Origin of the sequence: Paenibacillus sp. 2KB_20 (genome assembly GCF_052115765.1) — a bacterium.
Classification (GTDB): domain Bacteria; phylum Bacillota; class Bacilli; order Paenibacillales; family Paenibacillaceae; genus Paenibacillus_AQ.
Genome location: NZ_JBFRHH010000025.1, coordinates 1 through 20,418, shown reverse-complemented (window position 1 = coordinate 20,418; position 20,418 = coordinate 1). Strand labels below are relative to the sequence as shown.

The window sequence follows — 20,418 nt, the reverse complement described above, 5'->3', positions numbered from 1 at the left end:
ATCGCTTTTTTAGAGATCAGAACGTATAAACTTCGAAGCTTGGACTTCCAGATATCTTTACCCCGATTGCCGGTGATTCCGATTCTGCAGGGGAACATCTAAGCGTGGCCTTTTCTTCTGAGAATGTACGTCAAAAATAGACGCTTTTTCTTATGATGGCATTCGAAGCCTTAATCCAGGGGATCAAGCGGCCTTATAGCCCGATGAGATCACAGACGCTGCTTCAAAGAATAACGTCGTAAGTCCTTGTCCACAATGGCTAATAGCTGGTTTGGCCAGAAGGACGGATGCCGTGTAAGGAGCAGCCGAGGTTGAATGGTTATGCATGGGAACGGGGGCGTTGGTTCATGGCAAGGAAGACCCTACATCGTAATTGCGGGATGATGCTGATTGCACTTGTCTTGGTGGCAGGTATCCGGAGCGGAATGTTTTTTGATGGAGATATCTATGGGGTCGGAGCTGGTTTTGGAGTGCTTCTGCTGCTTATGATGGGAACTAAACGGCATGGTGGAATCCAAGGTCAGGAGATTCATGGCATTGGCATGACGCCTGGATTGGTTAATTTGGATAAAGGTTTGCGAGTGGTGCTTGGGTGCATCTGCGGAATGATTCTCATGTATGTGCTTCATGCAATCGGGCGACCACTCTCTCTGGAAGGCACGATGAAAGAGATCATCCTGTGGGGAAGCTACGGCTCCTTTGCAGCTGTCACCTGGCGTATATGCCGTGCAGGTGATGGCTTACGTATGATGCAGGGGGGTTGGCATCTGATGGGTGCTGTGCTGTGCGGCAGTGCTTTGCTTGCCGTATATGGGCTTTTGGAGCTGCCGTATGGGATCTATCATACGGCGGATGCGGACATCAGCGCGACGGGCGCGAGGCTTGGTGGCCTGCTTCAGTACCCGAACACATTCGGGGCCGTGATGGCCGCCTTCCTGCTGGAGCGGCTGTTCGCGCTGCCGTCCGTCCTGCGGACCCGGACGGGCACGCTCCGCGCAGCGGCTGCCCTGCTGCCGCTGCTGCCCTACACCGCCGCGCTGCTCCTGACGGAGTCGCGCGGCGCCTGGCTCGCGGCCGCCCTCGCGTGCGCGGCCGGATTCGCCCAGGAGCGGCGTGCTTTCGCGCCGCTCCTGGTGGCTGCCGCCGCGCCATTGGCGAGCGCGGCGCTGCTGTACCGCCAGCTGGCTGAGGCCAAGCTGGCGCCAGCCGTGCTGCCCGGCCTGCTATGGCTGGCCGGGCTTTGGGCCGGCGGCGTCCTCGCCGGCCTGCTGCTGTGCCGCTGGCGGCACAGCGGGGGCCCGTGGCGGCGGTATGCCGCGCCAGGGGCCCTGGGGGCTGCGGCGCTGCTGGCTGCCGCAGCCGGAGCGGTGATCCTGCATCAGGTGCAGGATCGGACTCTGGGCGGCGCGGCAACGCTGAGCGCGCGCCGCCTTATGTACAGCGACGCATGGCAGCTGGCCCGGTCGTCGCTGTGGCTGGGACGGGGAGGGGAGACGTGGCGGCAATCCTACCTTGCCATTCAGTCCCAGCCCTACGTGGGTGCCGAGGTGCACAGCGGATATATGGATATCCTGCTGAATGCGGGCCTGATCGGGTTGCTGCTTGTCCTTGTTCTGGTTAGCTTTATGGTTGCGGGGCTCATTGCTGTGAACTCTCGACTCATGTCCGCTGCCTTCGTGCTGATCGGACACGCGGTGGTGGACTTTGACTGGAGCTTTGGGCTGGTATGGCTGCTGCTGTTGTGGCTTACAGTAATGGGCTTCGCTGCGGCCTCTTCTGGTCGGGAAGTGCAGAATGGACCTATCGCAGCTCAAAGACGCAAACCCTTCAAAATAGGGAAGAAGCTGCTAGCCGTTTATGAAGGGAACCGGGGAAATCGACCGTTGCTGTCATTGCTCAGGGTTACAGCGATCGTTCTGCTCGTATGCTGGGTTCTTCTCGCTGCCGCGCTGGGCATCAGCGAGGTCAAAGAGCGATGGGCCGCATCGGAACCGCCCGGACGGCAGATCGCGCTCCTCCAGTCCTCGTTAAGGTGGAACCTTGCCAACACGGAGGCGGCACTGAGCCTGGCGGATTGGCTTCCCCCAAGCCAGCGAATCCCGCTACTGATGGAAAGTTTGGTGTATGCACCGAATCACCCGGGGCTGAGCTGGAAGCTGGCAGAGGCTTACTCGCTCAGAGGTGAATCGGAAGAAGCGACAGCCTGGTATATAGCGGCGATCGATCGGGATCGGTTCAATGATGTCAAACAAACCCGAGCCGTGCTGAAGCTGGCTACCCTCGCAGATTGGCACCGGACGGCAGGAGATTCCACCAGATCGGTTGAAGCGGCTCGGGCCGGTTTGGAAATCTTGAAGCGCTATCGTGCCCTTGCGGTCGATTTTCGTGAGATGGATGATCATCGAAATGACCGGGAATTCGATCTGTCTATGCTTGCGGTACGGCAGGCCAACCGTTTGGAAAAAATGCTGAATGGGGAACACGAAAAGCATGCGGCAAAGCAGTCCATGAAAGCAGATATCTCGGCCCGACGCTAGCACGAATCATGCCGTACTGTCCATTTCACAGCAGGTAACGAAACAAGGAAGAGCAGCGTTATCCGCCGAAGGCATCCCGGAAGGCCGAGGCCAACTGACGTTCAGGAACCTCCCACAGCCCGGCCAGTTCGCCGCAGACTTCCTTTTCCCACCAGTCGCACAAAAGTTTCTTGTTGCTGTGGTTTTCGTGGATCCAGATCAAATTACCGATAACCTTCCGGTAATACAATTCTTCACCTTGCTTCAAGGCTTCCGGAGGAAGGTACAGCTTGAGCCGTTTGGTCGTGCGGTATAATTCTTTGCTGCAGGCCCGCCGTATCCCGCGTGGGGAGGGGGGCTTGCTGCCCGGTTGTTTGGCATGGGGAGAATGCATGCGTGACTCACTCCTTTGCTTCACCATATGTCCCGAAACGGGCGAAAGTCACTGTGCCGTCTATAATTGGGCGCAGTAGAAGGCATGTCCCGGGCTGTGTTAGAATAGGCTAGTACCAGAAATCAACGCAGGAGGAAAGCGGGGGACAAGCGTGGAATTCTTTTACGAGGTTGTAGCTCGGTTGTTTGAATGGATCCAGCAGCTGGGTTATTTCGGAATCATGCTCGGATTAATGGTGGAGGTCATCCCAAGCGAGATCGTACTCGCCTATGGCGGTTATCTGGTGTCTTTGGGTGAGGTTCATTTTCTCGGAGCCATGCTCTTCGGTACCGCTGGCGGCGTGCTCGCACAGTTGTTTATTTATTGGATCGGCCGTTATGGAGGCAGGCCCTTCTTAGAGAAGTACGGGAAGTACATATTGATTAAGAAGAAGCATATCGATTACGCCGAGGAATGGTTTAGCAAGTACGGCACTGGCGTTATATTTACGGCACGGTTTGTACCGGTGGTACGGCATGCGATTTCCATACCGGCAGGCATATCCAAGATGCATGTGGGAAGGTTTACGCTGCTGACCACACTAGCTGTTATTCCATGGACGGCATTATTCTTATACCTCGGATTGCTTCTGGGTGATCAATGGGAGCATATTGACGAGAAAGCAGGGCCATACGTGCAGGAAATTCTGCTGGGGGCATTGGCCGTCATGATTCTTTATTTTTTGATAAAATGGATAAAATCATCGAAGGCGAGGTCGAAATAACGAATGAGCATGAATATGGCAAATCATTTGGGGACAGGCATATCTCCACAGCAATTTATGGACGGCATGCAGAAGAACCAGGAGACGTTCAAGGCAGGATATGAACAGTTTGTCTGGGAGAATGAAGAGGATAAAGAGTTCTTCGAAAGTCTGAATTTCCGGGATGACCTGCGGGTCCTTATTCTGGCAGCGGATTGGTGCGGTGATGTTGCACGCAATATGCCTGTCGTATTCCGGGCGATGGAGACTGCCGGGATTGAGACCGAAGTGCTGATTATGGAGGAGAATCTGGATGTCATGGATCAGTTCTTGACCATGGGTGGTCGTTCCATTCCGGTTGTTATCATTTCAGATACCGGAGGGCATGTTCTCGGTACATGGGGACCGCGCCCGGCGCATGTCCAGAAGTTTATGATTGAGTTTAAGCAGAACAATCCGGATCGTGAAGCACCGGACTATCAGGACAACCTTGCGGTCACACGACAAAGCATTATTCAAGCCTACGGGGAAGGGTATGAGTTTCACGCTGCAATCATTAAGGAATTGCGTGAACTTATGTCAGGGTTCTAATCATGACACTTCATATTGAGACTTTTAATTTAGGACCGCTTCAGACGAATGCGTATTTACTGACAGGGCCTGTAGAAGGCAAAGCAGTCATCATCGACCCTGGCATGAACCCGGGGCCGCTGCTGAAGCGAATAGCCGATTTGGAAATTGAAGCGATCCTGCTGACCCATGCGCATTTTGATCATATGGCCGGTGTCGAGGAAATCCGTAAGCTAAAGGGTTGTCCTGTTTACCTGCACACCCTGGAGAGTGAATGGCTGTCCAACCCGAAGCTTAACGGCTCGATGATGTGGCCACAGGTAACGGAACCGCTGTCCACCGAGCCGGCTGAGTACGATTTGGCGGACGGACTTGAGCTGCAGCTGATCGGACATACCTTCAGCGTCTTTCATACACCGGGCCATTCACCGGGAAGTGTGAGCTTCAAATGTGGAAATGATCTGTTTTCCGGCGATGTGCTGTTCCGTCTAGGCGTTGGGCGAACGGACCTTCCTGGAGGTCGTGAACGTGATTTGATTGATTCCATTCAAAATACGCTGTATAGCTTCCCTGATGAGGTCGTTGTGTACTCCGGCCATGGACCCCGGACAACCATTGGCTATGAAAAACAGCGGAATCCTTACGTCCCTGCCAGCCGATAAGATAGCTTCCGACATAAATCGGGAATTTTTGTCTGGACAAACATAGACAACATTGATACAATACGGTTAATTAAATGTTACCCTTGCGAAGCACGCAGACTGTGGAATTTATCCCGGTTTGCGTTCTTTTATTTTATGGGGAGTTTTTTGGCATGGACGTGATTAGGGGGAAGCGCCAGTGAGGAAAGATCATCTATCGCTGTTGAACGGAAGGGCTACAAGAGGCGAAGCGATTGATCGACAATCGGAGTCCCGCCGGCAGACCCAGACGGAAATATCCTCGGTTGTCTGGGACAGGCTGGTGAAGGATGAAGGGATAGCGCAGCAGCCATGGCATCATCGGCTGCAGGTTATAAGATTTAATCAATAGATCGACATACGAACATGACACCCTCATCATGAAGTGAATGTGTTCTTTCTATTGGGGAGGGCAGCCGGTTATTTACCGGCTGCTTTTTTTTGAGTTTTTTTACAGATATCGATGAATTTCTTGCCGACATGATTGAATTTAAATAAATGATATCATTCGGTATACGATAAATATAAATATCCATTTGAACGATTAGCTGTCGGTAATCGTATTATGGTGGAATGCGAAAGAAGGTGATGATTTCATCATGATCCCTGATGAAGAGGGTTTGATACGACAAGCGCAATTAGGAGATGCAGCGGCTATGGCGCTATTATTCAAGCAGCATTATTCCTTTCTTTATAAATATTTGCTTAAGGTGACGATGGACCCGATGGTTGCAGAAGATACTGCACAGGATACCATTGTTCGATGCATGGAGAATATGAACCGTTACAACGGAACGTCATCTTTTTCCTCATGGATGATAACCATTGCTACTCGATTGTTCATCGATAGTACCCGGCGAAGGAAGCGGGAGAAGAAATGGCTGGAGCAGGAGGCGCTTCAGTCGGCAAGGCGGATTCGCTGGCAGATGGAGCGGCGGGGAGAAGATTGGACAGACATGCTGGATGGATTATCGCGCTTATCCGAAGATCACCGGATTGCCATACTGCTGAAGCATTATTACGGTTACAGCTATGATGAAATCGGAACCATGCTTGGCATTCCCGAGGGAACGGTAAAATCACGAACAGCCTACGGTATCAAGCAGCTGCGAAAGGAGATGGGTGATGATGGTCAAAGGACCTGAGCATGAGGATGATGCTTGGATTGAAGGATTGACTCAAGAGTTGAAAAGAGTAGATGAATTGTTTGAGGACGTGCCGTCGCCCTCTCTGGAAGGAATGCACAAGTTGGCCGTTCATACCTTGGAGCGGCGCCGGCGCCGGATGAAATACGAGTTGATACTCTTTCTTCTGATTGCACTCTTTATCGTTGGTGGCGGATTGATGGCTGCCTTGGCGGCGCCGATGATCCTACTGTTTATTCACGGGTTCGGCATGGTTGCCGGGATTTCCGTTCTTGTATTTTCCAAGAGTCTGAGATCTGCCGGAAAGAAGGGAATCTGATGAATGAAGTTAACGAGAGCCCGCTGGGAGTGATCATCCTTGCCGTTGTGCTTGTGCTGATCCAAGGGACATGGCTTTTCCTGGATGCCAGGAAACGGGGGCTTGGCAAGATGGCCTGGTTCTGGGGGATATGGGGGTCTACGACAATGCCGCTGCCGCTGCTTTTTTACTGGATTTTTGTCATTCGTAAAGACGACCACTAGTCTTAAGTTCTTACATTATATATGGAAAATTAGGGGGGATTAAGAATGGATATGATTTGGGGATTGATCTGGCCGATTCTTGCACTGCAAGCCATTCTCGCGGTAACGGGGCTGATATCTTTGTTTCGTGCAGAGCCAGCAAGCATACGTGGGCCGAGATGGATGTGGGTGCTCATTATATTGCTGGGCAACCTGATTGGCAGCGTTGCTTATTTCGTTGCGGGGAGGCGAGAAGTTTGATAGAGAAGCTTTTAAGCATTCATGAATTGACCAAAAGCATAGGAAGCATCACGCCGGTCAAGGGCATCTCATTTGAATTGCAGCGTGGAAGCTGCACCGCCCTGCTTGGTCCTAATGGTGCCGGCAAAACAACCACACTGCGGATGTTGGCTGGATTAATTCCTCCAACCCGGGGGGAGATCCGATACGGATCGGCCGATACGCAAACGAGCGGTTGGCGTAACCGTATTGGTTACTTGCCTCAGTACCCGAAGTTTTATAGCTGGATGTCGGGCATCGAGTACTTGTCTTTCAGCGCCAAGCTGTCGGGATTATCCGGACGAGAGGCTAGTAAGCGAAGTCGGGAAGTCATCGAAATGGTAGGCCTGCAGCAGGCGGCTAAACGCCGAATATCCGGTTACTCCGGCGGAATGAAGCAGCGGCTTGGCATTGCTCAGGCACTTGTGCATGAGCCCGAGCTGATTATGCTGGACGAGCCGGTATCGGCGCTTGATCCGATCGGACGTCGTGAGGTGATGGACCTTTTGGATCGCTTGCGCGGGGAAGTCACCGTTCTGTTCTCTACCCATGTGCTTCACGATGCGGAGGAAATTTGCGATGACATGGTACTGATGGTAGACGGGGAAATTGCGGAGAAAGGTGCCCTTAGTGAACTTCGCACGAAATACCGCCAGCCGGTCCTATCGATTGAGGTTGAACCGGGGGAGCGGGAGGTTGCTTGGCTCGACAGTCTTGCGAGCCGTCCTTATGTGCATGAGATCGAGCTCGGCAAACGAGGCGCCAAGCTGATGGTGACGGATATGGGTGTTGCGCGTGCTGCGTTAATCAAGGAGCTTGCCGATGACGGAATCGAGCTGCTTCGTTTTGAAGCGGGCACGTCTTCGCTCGAGGATATGTTTATGAAGGTGGTGGGCTCATGAAGCCGTTCTGGATTTATTATCAAAAAGAAATGCTCGAGGCAGGTCGGACCTATAAATGGATTTGGGTCCCCGCGGTCTTTCTGCTTCTTGGCATTATGCAGCCGGTATCCACTTATTATTTGCCGGAGATTCTTACCATGGCCGGGGAGTTGCCCCCGGAGGCAGCGGCATTATTTACTGTCCCGTCCGCTGAGAGCGTGATGGCATCAACCTTGAGCCAATTCAGCACCATCGGCCTGTTGGTGCTTGTGCTGGCCGGAATGAACACGGTAGCAGGGGAGCGGGCCACCGGCACGGCTGAGCTTGTTCTCGCCCGCTCGGTATCCACGATTCCCATGATGGCTGCCAAATGGGCCGCCTTGATGACGTTGCTGGTCGTTTCTTTTGCGCTAGGGCTTGGCGGTGCTGCTTATTACACGTATCAGCTCATCGGTCCTTTGGAATGGGGAGCGGTTACCAGCGGCGGAGGTTTATATGCGGTATGGCTGGCCTGGATCGTAACGCTTGTACTGCCGCTCGGCGCCTTCCTTCGCGGGCCAGCTGCGGCCTTCATCAGCTTGGCCGTTGCCGGCGCACTTTCGCTCTTATCCGGGCTGCTGCCCTCCCGCATTCAATGGAGCCCGGGCCGGTTAAGCAGCATGGCCGCGGAGCGAATCCTTGGCGCAGGGAGCAGCGCGTGGTCACCGATACTCGTTGCCATGCTGATTATGGTGGTGTCGATTATCGTTGCCGCCAAGCTGCTCAGAAGGAGTCCATTATCCCCGCAATCCTAGTTTCCATGGGAGATTCAGGTTTTATCTGAATCACATGGACATCTCTATCTTTTTTTAGTAGACTATGAAGACAAGAAAAACGTCTATCGACGTACGTTATCAGAAGAGAGACCGTATTTAGCGGAAGTTTTTCTTGCGAGATAAGGATGATAAGCCTCTGAAGTTTATATTTTCTTATCTCTTAAAAAAGGATAGACAACTCAGGAGGTAGACGATGCTGCGTTTAGGGGAAAAGATTACAATCGTTGCGGACGCCTTTGAGCAGAATCTTCCAATCGGTCAATACGGTTATATCATCGCTTATGACCGAAATCCGGACAATGCGTTCGATTACGTCATTCGGATTCCGAGCCTCAACCGTAATTTTTTTGTTCCGGCAGATGATGTAGAGCTGGAATCAATCGTGTTGAAGCAGGAAGCCGAGCGGGTCGAGCGGGAAGCGCTCATCGATTTCGCCCTGTCGACATATAATGAGAAGCTGTTTCATCAAGTGATGAACGGCGAGTTGGAAAGTGTTGAAGAGGAAGAAGAGACCAAGGAAGCAATATCCCAGGCGGATTTCATCAAACAAGTGAATCTTCGTGCTTGGATTTAGAAGAGTCGGCTGAGGCCGACTCTTTTTTGATGGAATGGAAAAGTGACTTCGAAGCGGCAAGCTTCAAGCTGTTTGGATTGAATCTTGCATGCTTCTACAATATAATGAGAAAAGTTGTCGTGACAGACTTTACCCCTTTAACTGGATAGGGGCATGAAGGAGGATGTAAAGCCATGAGCATTACCGATAAGGATGTTCAGCATGTAGCGAAGCTGGCCCGTTTGAATTTGACGCCTGAAGAAGAGCAGATGTTTACCGGCCAACTGAATGCGATTTTACAATATGCCGAGAAGTTAAATGAGTTGGATACAGAAGGTGTTGAGCCGACTACACACGTGCTTCATCTCAGCAATGTCATGAGAGAAGACGAAGTACGCGAGAGCTTGCCCATCGAGAAAGTGCTGCTTAACGCACCGGATGAAGAAGACGATCAAATTAAAGTACCTGCTGTTTTGGAATAGCCTGAAGGGAGGATACACACTTGAGTCTGTTTGATTATAAGTTAACGGAGATACATAATAAGCTGCAGAATAAGGAGCTTTCCGTAACCGATCTGGTTGACCAAGCTTTTACTCGTATTTCCGAACGTGAGGATCGGGTGAAGGCATTTATTACTTTGGACGAAGAAGGTGCTCGTTCATCCGCCAAGGCTTTGGATGAGAAGCTGGCTTCAGAGGGGACGCGCGGGCTGTTGTTCGGGCTTCCTGTCGGAATCAAGGATAATATCGTGACAGAAGGACTTCGCACCACATGCGCAAGTCAGTTTTTGTCCAATTTCACACCGGTTTATGATGCGACGGTTGTCGGTAAATTGCGTGCAGCGGATACGGTGACAATCGGTAAGCTGAACATGGATGAATTTGCAATGGGAGGCTCCAATGAGAACTCCAGCTTCTACCCGGTGCGTAACCCATGGGATTTAGATCGGGTGCCCGGTGGATCCAGCGGCGGCTCGGCTGCGGCTGTAGCTGCAGGTGAAGCATATTTTGCGCTGGGGTCGGATACAGGCGGTTCCATCAGGCAGCCTGCCTCTTATTGCGGTGTCGTGGGACTGAAACCAACCTATGGCCTCGTATCCCGGTTCGGCCTTGTTGCCTTTGCATCATCGCTGGATCAGATCGGACCTTTGACGAAAAATGTGGAAGATTCCGCGTATGTCCTGCAAGCCATTGCCGGTTATGACCCAATGGATTCGACATCCGCCAAAGTGGACGTGCCCGACTATCTGAGCGCGTTATCCGGAGACGTTACGGGTCTTCGCATTGCCGTGCCTAAGGAATACCTGGGCGAGGGTGTTGACGCTGAAGTGAAGGAAACCGTCCTGAACGCACTGAAGGTGCTCGAAGCAATGGGCGCTACCTGGGACGAAGTTTCCCTGCCACATACCGACTATGCGGTAGCAACGTATTATTTGCTCGCTTCTTCGGAGGCTTCTTCGAACCTGGCCCGCTTTGACGGCGTACGCTATGGCGTTCGTTCCGACAATGCAGGCAGCCTGATCGACCTGTATCATGAGTCCCGCAGCCAAGGCTTCGGCGATGAGGTGAAACGCCGCATCATGCTGGGTACCTATGCGCTTAGCTCGGGCTATTACGATGCCTATTATTTGAAGGCACAAAAAGCCCGTACGCTCATCAAGCAGGACTTCGATAAAGTATTCGAGCAATATGATGTCATCATCGGACCGACAGCTCCGACTACGGCTTTTAAGCTGGGAGCTCAGGTGGACGATCCGCTGACGATGTATTTGAATGATATCCTGACGATTCCTGTCAGCTTGGCAGGTGTGCCGGCAGTGAGTGTTCCTTGCGGATTTGCGGACGGACTACCAGTTGGCATGCAAATTATCGGCAAAGCCTTTGATGAGTCGACCGTACTGCGCGTCGCGCATGCCTACGAGCAAAATACTGAACACCATAAACGGCGCCCTGAACTGTAAACCGGCGGCAGAGAAGGAGGGAAACAATCGATGTCTACATCAAAATATGAAACGGTTATCGGATTGGAAGTGCACGTAGAGCTGCATACGAATTCCAAAATATTTTGCGGCTGCTCCACTGCGTTTGGAGCCCCGCCGAACACACATACATGTCCCATCTGTCTTGGCCATCCCGGCGTCCTGCCCGTATTAAACCGCCAGGCTGTGGAATATGCTATCAAGGCTGCGATGGCGCTGAATTGCACCATCGGCGATATCAGCAAATTTGACCGCAAGAACTATTTCTACCCGGATTCTCCGAAAGCATACCAGATTTCCCAGTACGATCAGCCGATCGGTGAAAACGGCTGGATCGATATTGAGGTGGACGGAAAGACGAAGCGAATCGGGATTACCCGGCTTCATCTAGAGGAGGATGCCGGTAAACTCACGCACGTGGATGGTGGATATGCATCGCTGGTTGACTTTAACCGCGTAGGCACGCCTCTTGTTGAGATCGTGTCCGAACCTGAGATCTCAACGCCGGAGGAAGCCAAGGCTTATCTGGAGAAAATACGCGCGATTATGCAATACTGCGACGTCTCCGACGTGAAGATGGAGGAGGGTTCGCTTCGCTGCGACGCCAACATCAGCCTTCGTCCATGGGGACAGAAAGAATTCGGCACCAAGGCCGAGCTAAAGAATATGAACTCCTTCCGCGGCGTACAGCGCGGTTTGGAATATGAGCAGTACCGGCAAACGGAAGTTCTTGATGAGGGCGGCGTGATCGTACAGGAAACCCGCCGCTGGGACGAAGCACAGGCAAAAACCTTCTCCATGCGCGGGAAGGAGCAGGCGCACGACTACCGTTATTTCCCGGACCCGGATCTGGTATCGGTGCATATTAGCGAGGAATGGAAAGAAGCGATTCGTGCGACGATTCCGGAGCTTCCGGATGCCCGTAAGGCACGTTATGCTTCGGAGTATGGATTGCCGGATTATGATGCTGCGGTCATCACGTCGTCCAAGCTGCTCGCCGACTTCTTCGAGGACAGCTTGAACTATACGAAGGATGCCAAATCCGTATCGAACTGGATCATGGGAGATTTGCTGGGTTATTTGAACTCGAACAATCTGGAGCTGTCTGAAGTGAAGATCACGGGCCAAGGCCTGGGCGAGATGATCGGATTGATCGAGAAGGGAACCATCAGCAGCAAAATCGCCAAAACCGTCTTCAAAGAGATGCTGGAGAGCGGCAAGCTGCCTGCACAAATCGTTGAGGAGAAGGGCCTCGTCCAAATCAGCGATGAAGGTGCGATCAAGCGTATTGTCGAGCAGGTGGTTGCAAACAATCCGCAATCCGTAGAGGACTACAAGGCAGGTAAACAGAAAGCAATCGGCTTCCTGGTTGGTCAAGTGATGAAAGAGAGCAAGGGAAAAGCCAATCCTGCGCTGGCCAACAAACTACTGGTTGAGGTGCTGAACGGATAATCAACGTTCATCCGTCATGTTCCCGAAATGTATTTAGATAATGGGAGCTTGTCCCGTATTTAGGGGCAAGTTCCTTTTTAAGATATCAGAAATAATAACTTGGTTAGGGGATGAATATATGATAAAAGCATTATCTTTGGAGGATAGGGATACCGTCCAGCAGATATGGAGTCTGCAGCACATGGCGTACCCTTTGGAAGCTGAATTAATCGGATTTTCCGAAATCCCCCCACTGCAGGATACTTTCGATACGATCCGTACGAGCGGGGAAACTTTTTTTGGTTATATAAATGAAGAAGGCGACCTTATTGGAGCTATTGCGGTAGAGCCGGAACAGGAGCAGGTCACCATATCACGGATGATGGTCCATCCCGGTCATTTTCGCAAAGGGATTGCGGGGACTTTAATTCGACATGTGTTGGAATCCTACAAGGAGGCGCCGATATTCGTGGTCTCAACAGGGACGCGCAATACGCCTGCGGTAACGTTGTATGAGAAATTCGGGTTTGTAAAGAATCACGCTTTTGAGGTTGCTCCGGGCGTGGAATTGACCGAGTTCCATCTTCATATACAATGAATGATATAGCATAAGCGATTGAAGGCGACGTGAGGGGAGTATCGTTCTTTTGAATAATCCTTGGGTGATAGATAATGTATCCATATTATTAAGATTGCTGCTGGCTATGCTGCTTGGCGGCTTGATCGGTTTTGAACGGGAACGTTCCAACCATGCTGCAGGATTGCGCACGCATATATTGGTATGCTTGGGTTCTACACTTATTATGCTGTTATCCATTTACGGTTTTTCCGATTTTGTAGACGAGATTAACGTTCGGATTGACCCTGCGCGCTTGGCAACGGCCGTCATTACAGGGATTGGCTTCTTGGGTGCCGGTACCATTCTGTTTACGGGTAAATCCATTACCGGATTAACCACTGCTGCGTCCATCTGGGTTGTGGGAGCCGTGGGGTTGGCGGTCGGGGCTGGCTTTTACTTTGCCTCGATTGTATCGACCGTACTAATTCTTCTTAATCTGGTTGTCTTCAATAAGCTGGAGCAGCGTTACATCCGCGGCAGCAAACTCCATCTCATCACTGTCCATGCAGCGAATACGCCGAATATTTTGGAGGATATTTCCGCTGTTCTGGAGGAACAAGAATTCGTGATTAAGAAGCTTATCGTTAACGAACGAAGCAGTGTGGCATACGGGGAGCTGCAGCCTGCGGTATTAGGGCTCGAAATTTCGCTGCACGTCTTGACCGATCGCAAATTCGAACCGATGGAGATTACCCGGCAGTTGCGGGGAGTCGGTCATGTAACGATGGTAACGGCTGAATAGGATATGGAATGAACCATAACAAACGGCAACTGCTGAACCACCGGCGGTGCCGTTTTTTTGCGGGCTTGCCGGCCTTCTGCGGACGGTCTATCCAGTTTTTTGCCAGTTACTTCGGCTCCTCGTTGGGGTACTATCAAAGAAAAACATCGTAAAACAACGCCTGTCCCAGGATGTTTGGAAGGAGGCGAGAAGGTTATGAATCCAACACCCGAACCACAAACCGAAGTCAGCAAGAAGAAACGGCATCAGGTCCAAGTTAAGCGCCACCCGGGGCTGCAGCGAAAAAAGCGGAAATTATATGCACTTCTATTAGCCGCTCTCATTCCGGGCCTGGGTCATTTATACCTCGGTATGTATCGCAAGGGGATCACATTTATTATGTTGCTGCTGCTGGATATATCGGCGCTTTTATATTTCTCTTCCATCGGTATGCAGATCAATGTACCGCTGCTTGTCGTCCTGGGTCTTCTGATTCCCGTAGGGTATTTCTATAACGTGTATGACGTGCTGCAGGCAGCAGAATATATTATTTCCCGGAAAAAACGTGGTGAGGTAGCCGCTGCTTCCGAGGACGGAAGAGAACGGAACCATCCGTTCCGGGGTGAACGGGGAATCGCTTTTGGCATCATGTTGGTTGTTACCGGGACCCTGCTTATTTTGTTTCATCAGAAGCCGCCTTGGCTCCAGACAGGAATACGCGACTATGGTGCGGAAGCCTCTGCCATCATGCTGATCGTTATCGGGATATGGGCAGGCATCCGGGAAGCTCTCCGGCACCGACGAGACAATGGCAAGTTCCTATAACGCACACAGTGTACGGTGATAGCTGCCCAACAGATGAGGGAGGAGACGGATGAAACATAAAATTAGAGTGGGACGATATACAGCCGCTTTGCTGCTTGTATGTACAGGCGTTTTATTGCTGCTGGACGAGTGGAGAGGCACGGATTATATATTTACGCTCCAGCGTTGGTGGCCGCTGTTATTTATCCTGCTCGGCGTTGAATATTTAGTCAGGTACACGCTATCGCGTCTCTTAGGCAAAAGCAAAGAATTTCGGTTTCGGCCGGACATGAGGGGGATTTTGCTGGCAGTGGCTGTTACGGCCTCCGTATTCGTCATTTCCCAGCAGGAGCATTTTCTCCATCTCTGGAACCGGGTGAGCCTGAACTTGACGGCAGCGGGAGTGGATTACAGCGAAGCTGAAGATAACCGGTTCCAGAAGCCGACATTGGAGATTCCAGTGGAGCTTGAAACCGAGAAAGTCATCGTTGATCACTTAAACGGGGATATCTCCATCACACGGCAGGATGTCGACGATATCAAGGTGGAGACGGAAGTATGGATCGATCATGAGCAGCCCGGTTTAGCTGAAGCGATCGCCGAGCAGTCGACGATGGAAGTGGGGGAAGGCAAGACGATCACGATTCGTTCCAAGGGGAAGGCCTATGGAGAATCGGGTAAGCGGCAGCCCCGTATGAACTTGAACATCGCGGTTCCGGATGATCGACGATTCAATTTTGAGATACGAACGATGAACGGAGCCATTACGTTAAACCGCGTGGAAGCGATTGAGAATATTTTGCTGGAGAGCGGTAATGGGCCTATTACGATGGATCGGATATACGGAAATGTTACGGGCAAGACCTTAAATGGCGAAATTACGGCGCGCGGCGTTACCGGTAATATTAAAATGTCCACTAATCGCGGGAATATGCTGGCCGTCGACGTTACGGGCGAAACGGATTTAACCACACAAGTGGGAAATATGACGGTAAAGCGAACGACCGATCTTATCCGGGCTCAGACGAGGAACGGCAATATTCTGATCAGCGGGGCAGAGTCGCAATTAAACGCTGAATCTCTCAATGGTGGAGTGGCTATACGTTCATCCCGCATTGGTGGCGATTGGAATATATACAGTGCCGTTGGAGAGATGAATCTTCACATTCCGCTCGAGGGCGATTACAAGCTAGAAGGGACGATTAGTTACGGCAGAATTCTGACGACGCTGCCCAATCTCCTGATCGAACAGAAAACCATCTCCGGTGGATCCGGTACAAGCGAACATTCCATTCGTATTGAGGGAAACAGTAATCTGAACATCTACCGAAGCTATCCGGAGCAGGAGGAAGGCCGGAACAGCGGGGGCTGGACGCCTCTGCCGGATTGACAACAATCCAAGAAACGCCGTACAATGAAGTCTAAGAACGGTATAGGTTTTGTGAAAACCAGTTAAACTTGAAGGCGGTGGGCAACCATGGGAACGTCCGTACAGCATGCGCTGGAACAACTGAAAACGACCGGTGTCCGCATCACGCCGCAACGTCATGCGATTTTAACGTATCTGGTGGAATCTATGGGCCATCCGACAGCGGATGATATTTATCGGGCTCTGGAGCCTAATTTTCCTAGTATGAGCGTAGCCACAGTATACAACAATTTAAAAATGTTTATTGAAGCCGGCATGGTGCGTGAGCTGACGTACGGGGATAACTCGAGTCGTTTTGACGCCAACGTATCGGATCATCATCATGTTATATGTCAGAGTTGCGGTAAAATCGAAGATTTCAGCTATCCGTCCCTTGAAGATGTTGGAATACAAGCTGAGAAAAGCACCGGGTTTGAAGTAAAGGGACTACGAATGGAGCTGTATGGGCTCTGCAAGTCCTGCCAATAGACGCCGGTTATTATAAATGAACGTGCGGAATGAACCATTCCACACGTTTTTATTTTTAAGGGCGTTATTCTGTATCAAGGGATTAGTCATGAGCAAGAGTGAAATGGGGGAGTAGGTTGGCAAGAAGAAGATATCGGGGAAAGAAGAGGCGTACGAGAGGAAGCTCTTTCTTTCTGGGGTTGTTGTTGATTGCGGCCGGGGTCTGGTGGGTTGTTACTACATTATTTCCGAACCAGACCTATACCGTGCCGGACTGGCGTGGAATGGACAAGCCGATTTTTGTTCAGGGGGAACTGAAGGAACAGCCTGCACGGGGCTCCGGGGAAGAGCTGCTGCTGCCGATAACGGTGATTCAGGAGAGCGTGGATGCCAACATCCGTTATGAGCAGAAAACGGAATCCGTCATTGTAACGACTTCGGAATCGGTATTCCGCATGAAGATGGACAGCACGAAGGGCGAGCTGAACGGCAAGGCGGTCACTATTCCCTACGCACCTAAGCTGATTGACGGCATTGCCTATGTTCCGATTAAGCCGCTCAAACAGCATTATGGTGTGGCCATTCACGAGGACAAGGCGACAGGCGCCATCATTCTGATGCGTGCGGGGGATTCGATTCAGCTTGCCGAGGCAGCACCCGGTAACCCTGAGGACACCGTGGCTCTGCACGAGAGCGGGGAGAAAAGGTCTCCGATAGTACTGGATATGCCAGCCGGTGAGCGGCTTCGCGTATGGCGTGAAGAAGAGGGATGGTTATTCGTCCAGGCAGATAACGGGTATACGGGATATGCTCTTAAAGAGCAGATTAAACTTGGGGACGTGAAGGAACTTCCGCTGCTTGCGCAGGCTCCTTCGCGGGCAGAGCTGGAATGGAAGGATAAGTCAGTCAATCTGGCATGGGAAGCTGTTTATACCAAAAATCCCAGCACGGATCGCATTGGCGAACTGCCCGGTGTCAACGTGGTCAGTCCGACCTGGTTCAACATTGTGGATAGTGAGGGCACGGTCAAATCCAAAGCTGATAAGCAGTATGTAAGCTGGGCCCATAACAGGAACATGGAGGTATGGGGTCTGATGGACAACAGCTTCGATCCTGATATGACAACCGAGGCGCTGTCTACTTTTGATAGAAGATCACATATTATCAAGCAGATGCTGACTTATGCCAAGCAATATAAACTCGACGGAATCAATATCGACTTTGAAAATGTCCACACCAAGGATAAAGATCATGTCGTTCAGTTCGTGAGGGAAATGAAGCCGCTGGCCAAAGCCAGAGGGCTGATCGTTTCTATTGATGTTACGCCAAAATCGAACAGCGAGATGTGGTCGCTCTTTCTCGATCGGAAGCGACTCGGAGAGACGGTTGATTACATGATGGTGATGGCTTATGACGAGCACTGGGCCACGAGTCCGAAAGCGGGATCCGTATCTTCGCTGCCATGGGCCGAGCAGTCGGTAAGGCGAATCATGGAGGAGGACGCGGTACCGTCGTCCAAGCTGGTGTTGGGCGTACCGTTATATACACGGGTGTGGACGGAAACAAGCGAAGCGGGAGAGACGAAGGTATCCTCGAAAGCGATTGGAATGGAGAAGCTGCAGACCCTGCTTAAGGAACAAAAAGTGAAAGGTACACTTGATGCCAGTACAGGGCAGAACTATGTTCAATTCACAGAGGGAGAATCCATCAAGAAAATATGGATGGAGGATGGCACTTCTCTGCAGTCCCGAGTGAATATGGCCAAAAAGCTGAAGCTCGGCGGCGTTGCTTCATGGAATCGAAGCTTTGCCATTCCGGAAACCTGGCATGTTCTGAAGACGATACATGATTAAGGATGAACAGAACTTATCTTCATATCATAATAAAGAACCCGGTTATCGCGAGGATAACCGGGTTCTTTGTGTTTAATCGTCTTACAAGTTGCGAATCCTATTGAATATGCAGGTTCTGCAAATCCCTTTAGGATTTGGTTTGCTGGGCTTCAAGCTCTTCTGCTGTGATGTTGGCCTGACCTGGATCCAGTGTCAAAATCGTATGGCAGAACATGCAGCGGTCGGTTTTTCCCAACATCTTGGTCAATTTATTGCATTCCGGGCACTGAATTTGGACGGCACTCGTGGATAACATACCTGCCCAGAAGTAAATGCCGAGACTCCCCAGCATCATAATCAGGCCAAACACCAATCCGATTCCGGCAAATATTTTGCCTGCTTGGCCGAAGAATACGATTCCGGCTGTACCCAGCACCATAAGGCCCATACCCAGCATCGTCAGCAGCAATCCCCAAGTGCGGAAGGCGTTGATTTTTGCGTTCTTAAAGATCATGGCTCGAAAACTCCTGTCATTCAAATAGTTGTTTATGAAATAACGTGAACCGAGAAATGAAATCTTGTATTTTCGTTTATTGTCTTCATAAGATCTTATCTCCTAAAAGAAGGAACTTACATGGACATGTAGAATTACATTATAACTGAAATGGCTGAAATTCGCCAAGGAATGTATGGAGGGAAACGTGGAATTAACCAACTTTTCTTTTTATTATGGAAATACGGTTGATGAGGAAGCTGTAGGGGCGATAGCATACCGTAATTCGGACAAAAGGCAGCAAGGATTACTTGTTTATGATTTTGAGGTTAATATTGTTGTCGTGTATGACGGAACACCTGATGAGCCTCCCATCCAGCATTCTATTGTAGGCGGGGAACGCTGCCAGGTTATAAGTATCGGATTGGACGGATTGCATCGGGAACTCCTGAGCGGCACATACAAAGTATTGATCAAATGCTTCCTAGAAGGAGATATCATAAAAGACGATCAAGATCGCCTGTCCAATCTGCGCCGTGATTTCCTTAGGTTTGCTGAACCGTTCCGGGAGCAAAAATTGTTTATTGGTTTTGCCCACTTTCTACAAAAGTATATGGATGCCAAGATGCACTTGAAGGAAGAGCGGGTTCTGGATGCTTACCATACTCTATTAGAAGGTCTTCATCATTGGGGGCAGCTGGAGCTGATCGAGCGGGGGATTCATCCAGAGTCGGCTGTTTGGGAGCAGATTACAGGATTGAATACACCCGTCCGCAAATTATATGAAGAGCTTACGGTCAGTACGGAAACGCTCGGGCAACGAGTGGAGCTGGCCCTGCTGGCCTATGAATTCTCCATGATATCCAAGCTGGAGAGCTCAGCAGCACTGCTGCTCCGGGTTTTAAGAAGCCGGCGGAATCCCTGGACGATACAGGAGCTTATTCTCCACCCTGAGCTGGCACCTGTATGCAAAGAGCTGCCGATCGTGATGCGCAAGCTGGTGTATCAATCACTTGTGAAGGAAGTTCCGCTATGGAGAGGAATTCGATCTTATGGATCTGAAGCCATTCGGTACTACACCGACTAAGGAAGGACGCGAGTCCTTCTTTTTTTGTGCCGAAGCATTTAATATTACGGTTATAAAACAGCATCTAAGGAGACACAGTATCTAACGTTAGTGTAGAAAAAAGATGTTCTTAACCGTTCAAAGATGCCTTAGGATCTTTGTTAAAAGAAGCCTGAAAATAATTTGGCGAATTATGTTGACGAGCCACCTGTTTCTGTGATAAATTATAACTCGCCCCTTCGAAAGGGACTTTGATAATTCGGTTAAGAAAATGTCGAATTAAAAAGTTTTCAAAAAAAGTTCTTGACGAAACGATGGGCACCATGATATATTATAAAGGTCGCCGCTGAAAATGAGTTTTCGGCGAAAGACAAAGAAGTTGATCTTTGAAAACTGAACAACGAGTGAGTAAAACGGACCACTTAGGTGGAACGTTGAAATAGAGAATTGAACAAATTCTCGTCAGTTAAGAAATGAGCAAGTCAAACACTTTATTGGAGAGTTTGATCCTGGCTCAGGACG

The 20,418-nt window shown here is 50.7% G+C and carries 24 protein-coding genes; 22 read left to right on the top strand and 2 right to left on the bottom strand.

Annotation, left to right across the window (positions count from 1 at the left end; all coding sequences use genetic code 11):
• Positions 1–347 precede the first annotated feature (347 nt).
• On the top strand, positions 348–2,537 hold the full coding sequence (locus AB4124_RS33030) for an O-antigen ligase family protein (RefSeq protein WP_441975353.1): 2,190 nt from the start codon (positions 348–350) through the stop codon (positions 2,535–2,537).
• Positions 2,538–2,595: 58 nt separating this feature from the next.
• Here AB4124_RS33030 and AB4124_RS33025 read toward each other — a convergent pair whose 3' ends face one another.
• Positions 2,596–2,910, bottom strand: a complete 315-nt coding sequence (locus AB4124_RS33025; protein ID WP_076325438.1) for a hypothetical protein — start codon at positions 2,908–2,910, stop codon at positions 2,596–2,598.
• 151 nt (positions 2,911–3,061) lie between these two features.
• Between AB4124_RS33025 and AB4124_RS33020 the strand changes: the two genes are divergently transcribed.
• From AB4124_RS33020 to AB4124_RS32925, 20 genes are all read left to right on the top strand, one after another.
• A complete protein-coding gene (locus AB4124_RS33020; protein WP_076325439.1) occupies positions 3,062–3,673 on the top strand; it encodes a DedA family protein in 612 nt (203 codons plus the stop codon).
• Positions 3,674–3,676: 3 nt separating this feature from the next.
• Entirely contained in the window at positions 3,677–4,243 is a 567-nt protein-coding gene (locus AB4124_RS33015) for a thioredoxin family protein (protein WP_076325440.1), read from the top strand.
• A gap of 2 nt (positions 4,244–4,245) precedes the next feature.
• Positions 4,246–4,884: an MBL fold metallo-hydrolase gene (locus AB4124_RS33010; protein ID WP_379416774.1), complete on the top strand. Its 639-nt coding sequence runs from the start codon at positions 4,246–4,248 to the stop codon at positions 4,882–4,884.
• Positions 4,885–5,062: 178 nt separating this feature from the next.
• Positions 5,063–5,254 (top strand): hypothetical protein, encoded by a 192-nt coding sequence (locus AB4124_RS33005; protein WP_076325442.1) that lies wholly within the window; start codon positions 5,063–5,065, stop codon positions 5,252–5,254.
• 247 nt (positions 5,255–5,501) lie between these two features.
• The gene (gene sigY / locus AB4124_RS33000; protein ID WP_441975352.1) at positions 5,502–6,047 is read left to right on the top strand and encodes an RNA polymerase sigma factor SigY; all 546 of its coding nucleotides are present in this window, start codon (positions 5,502–5,504) and stop codon (positions 6,045–6,047) included.
• Entirely contained in the window at positions 6,028–6,366 is a 339-nt protein-coding gene (locus AB4124_RS32995) for a YxlC family protein (RefSeq protein ID WP_256720772.1), read from the top strand. The genes sigY and AB4124_RS32995 overlap by 20 nt, the downstream gene beginning before the upstream one ends.
• Positions 6,366–6,569 (top strand): hypothetical protein, encoded by a 204-nt coding sequence (locus tag AB4124_RS32990; RefSeq protein WP_441975351.1) that lies wholly within the window; start codon positions 6,366–6,368, stop codon positions 6,567–6,569. Before AB4124_RS32995 ends, AB4124_RS32990 begins: the two co-directional genes overlap by 1 nt.
• A gap of 45 nt (positions 6,570–6,614) precedes the next feature.
• Complete coding sequence (locus AB4124_RS32985; protein WP_076325446.1) at positions 6,615–6,809, top strand: PLDc N-terminal domain-containing protein; 195 nt, start codon at positions 6,615–6,617, stop codon at positions 6,807–6,809.
• The gene (locus AB4124_RS32980) at positions 6,806–7,729 is read left to right on the top strand and encodes an ATP-binding cassette domain-containing protein (protein ID WP_430109803.1); all 924 of its coding nucleotides are present in this window, start codon (positions 6,806–6,808) and stop codon (positions 7,727–7,729) included. Before AB4124_RS32985 ends, AB4124_RS32980 begins: the two co-directional genes overlap by 4 nt.
• Complete coding sequence (locus AB4124_RS32975; RefSeq protein WP_441975350.1) at positions 7,726–8,502, top strand: ABC transporter permease; 777 nt, start codon at positions 7,726–7,728, stop codon at positions 8,500–8,502. Before AB4124_RS32980 ends, AB4124_RS32975 begins: the two co-directional genes overlap by 4 nt.
• 214 nt (positions 8,503–8,716) lie before the next feature.
• Positions 8,717–9,097, top strand: a complete 381-nt coding sequence (locus tag AB4124_RS32970; RefSeq protein ID WP_071219588.1) for an ATPase — start codon at positions 8,717–8,719, stop codon at positions 9,095–9,097.
• Positions 9,098–9,270: 173 nt separating this feature from the next.
• The gene (gatC, locus tag AB4124_RS32965) at positions 9,271–9,558 is read left to right on the top strand and encodes an Asp-tRNA(Asn)/Glu-tRNA(Gln) amidotransferase subunit GatC (RefSeq protein ID WP_071219587.1); all 288 of its coding nucleotides are present in this window, start codon (positions 9,271–9,273) and stop codon (positions 9,556–9,558) included.
• Between the two features lie 20 nt (positions 9,559–9,578).
• On the top strand, positions 9,579–11,036 hold the full coding sequence (gatA, locus tag AB4124_RS32960; protein WP_076325449.1) for an Asp-tRNA(Asn)/Glu-tRNA(Gln) amidotransferase subunit GatA: 1,458 nt from the start codon (positions 9,579–9,581) through the stop codon (positions 11,034–11,036).
• A gap of 30 nt (positions 11,037–11,066) precedes the next feature.
• Positions 11,067–12,506, top strand: a complete 1,440-nt coding sequence (gene gatB / locus AB4124_RS32955; RefSeq protein WP_441975349.1) for an Asp-tRNA(Asn)/Glu-tRNA(Gln) amidotransferase subunit GatB — start codon at positions 11,067–11,069, stop codon at positions 12,504–12,506.
• A gap of 118 nt (positions 12,507–12,624) precedes the next feature.
• Complete coding sequence (locus AB4124_RS32950; protein ID WP_441975348.1) at positions 12,625–13,083, top strand: GNAT family N-acetyltransferase; 459 nt, start codon at positions 12,625–12,627, stop codon at positions 13,081–13,083.
• Between the two features lie 49 nt (positions 13,084–13,132).
• Positions 13,133–13,846, top strand: coding sequence for an MgtC/SapB family protein (locus tag AB4124_RS32945; RefSeq protein ID WP_076325452.1), 714 nt, complete (start codon positions 13,133–13,135; stop codon positions 13,844–13,846).
• Positions 13,847–14,041: 195 nt separating this feature from the next.
• Positions 14,042–14,650 carry a hypothetical protein gene (locus tag AB4124_RS32940; RefSeq protein WP_339268044.1) on the top strand — a complete coding sequence of 203 codons (609 nt, stop codon included), beginning with the start codon at positions 14,042–14,044 and terminating at the stop codon, positions 14,648–14,650.
• A 49-nt stretch (positions 14,651–14,699) separates the two neighbouring features.
• Positions 14,700–16,019, top strand: coding sequence for a DUF4097 family beta strand repeat-containing protein (locus tag AB4124_RS32935; RefSeq protein WP_441975347.1), 1,320 nt, complete (start codon positions 14,700–14,702; stop codon positions 16,017–16,019).
• An 87-nt stretch (positions 16,020–16,106) separates the two neighbouring features.
• Entirely contained in the window at positions 16,107–16,526 is a 420-nt protein-coding gene (gene perR / locus AB4124_RS32930; RefSeq protein ID WP_071219580.1) for a peroxide-responsive transcriptional repressor PerR, read from the top strand.
• 116 nt (positions 16,527–16,642) lie between these two features.
• Positions 16,643–18,358, top strand: coding sequence for a glycosyl hydrolase family 18 protein (locus AB4124_RS32925; RefSeq protein ID WP_441975346.1), 1,716 nt, complete (start codon positions 16,643–16,645; stop codon positions 18,356–18,358).
• Between the two features lie 127 nt (positions 18,359–18,485).
• Here AB4124_RS32925 and AB4124_RS32920 read toward each other — a convergent pair whose 3' ends face one another.
• On the bottom strand, positions 18,486–18,851 hold the full coding sequence (locus AB4124_RS32920) for a YgzB family protein (protein WP_076325456.1): 366 nt from the start codon (positions 18,849–18,851) through the stop codon (positions 18,486–18,488).
• Between the two features lie 187 nt (positions 18,852–19,038).
• Between AB4124_RS32920 and AB4124_RS32915 the strand changes: the two genes are divergently transcribed.
• A complete protein-coding gene (locus AB4124_RS32915) occupies positions 19,039–19,917 on the top strand; it encodes a nucleotidyltransferase-like protein (RefSeq protein WP_339268039.1) in 879 nt (292 codons plus the stop codon).
• Positions 19,918–20,418: the final 501 nt, after the last annotated feature.

Bases quoted from the DNA above. Each gene is read 5' to 3' on its own strand.
- AB4124_RS33030 (WP_441975353.1), top strand. From the start codon at position 348: ATGGCAAGGAAGACCCTACATCGTAATTGCGGGATGATGCTGATTGCA.
- AB4124_RS33025 (WP_076325438.1), bottom strand. From the start codon at position 2,910: ATGCATTCTCCCCATGCCAAACAACCGGGCAGCAAGCCCCCCTCCCCA.
- AB4124_RS33015 (WP_076325440.1), top strand. From the start codon at position 3,677: ATGAGCATGAATATGGCAAATCATTTGGGGACAGGCATATCTCCACAG.
- AB4124_RS33010 (WP_379416774.1), top strand. From the start codon at position 4,246: ATGACACTTCATATTGAGACTTTTAATTTAGGACCGCTTCAGACGAAT.
- sigY (WP_441975352.1), top strand. From the start codon at position 5,502: ATGATCCCTGATGAAGAGGGTTTGATACGACAAGCGCAATTAGGAGAT.
- AB4124_RS32995 (WP_256720772.1), top strand. From the start codon at position 6,028: ATGATGGTCAAAGGACCTGAGCATGAGGATGATGCTTGGATTGAAGGA.
- AB4124_RS32990 (WP_441975351.1), top strand. From the start codon at position 6,366: ATGAATGAAGTTAACGAGAGCCCGCTGGGAGTGATCATCCTTGCCGTT.
- AB4124_RS32985 (WP_076325446.1), top strand. From the start codon at position 6,615: ATGGATATGATTTGGGGATTGATCTGGCCGATTCTTGCACTGCAAGCC.
- AB4124_RS32975 (WP_441975350.1), top strand. From the start codon at position 7,726: ATGAAGCCGTTCTGGATTTATTATCAAAAAGAAATGCTCGAGGCAGGT.
- AB4124_RS32970 (WP_071219588.1), top strand. From the start codon at position 8,717: ATGCTGCGTTTAGGGGAAAAGATTACAATCGTTGCGGACGCCTTTGAG.
- gatC (WP_071219587.1), top strand. From the start codon at position 9,271: ATGAGCATTACCGATAAGGATGTTCAGCATGTAGCGAAGCTGGCCCGT.
- gatB (WP_441975349.1), top strand. From the start codon at position 11,067: ATGTCTACATCAAAATATGAAACGGTTATCGGATTGGAAGTGCACGTA.
- AB4124_RS32950 (WP_441975348.1), top strand. From the start codon at position 12,625: ATGATAAAAGCATTATCTTTGGAGGATAGGGATACCGTCCAGCAGATA.
- AB4124_RS32940 (WP_339268044.1), top strand. From the start codon at position 14,042: ATGAATCCAACACCCGAACCACAAACCGAAGTCAGCAAGAAGAAACGG.
- AB4124_RS32935 (WP_441975347.1), top strand. From the start codon at position 14,700: ATGAAACATAAAATTAGAGTGGGACGATATACAGCCGCTTTGCTGCTT.
- perR (WP_071219580.1), top strand. From the start codon at position 16,107: ATGGGAACGTCCGTACAGCATGCGCTGGAACAACTGAAAACGACCGGT.
- AB4124_RS32920 (WP_076325456.1), bottom strand. From the start codon at position 18,851: ATGATCTTTAAGAACGCAAAAATCAACGCCTTCCGCACTTGGGGATTG.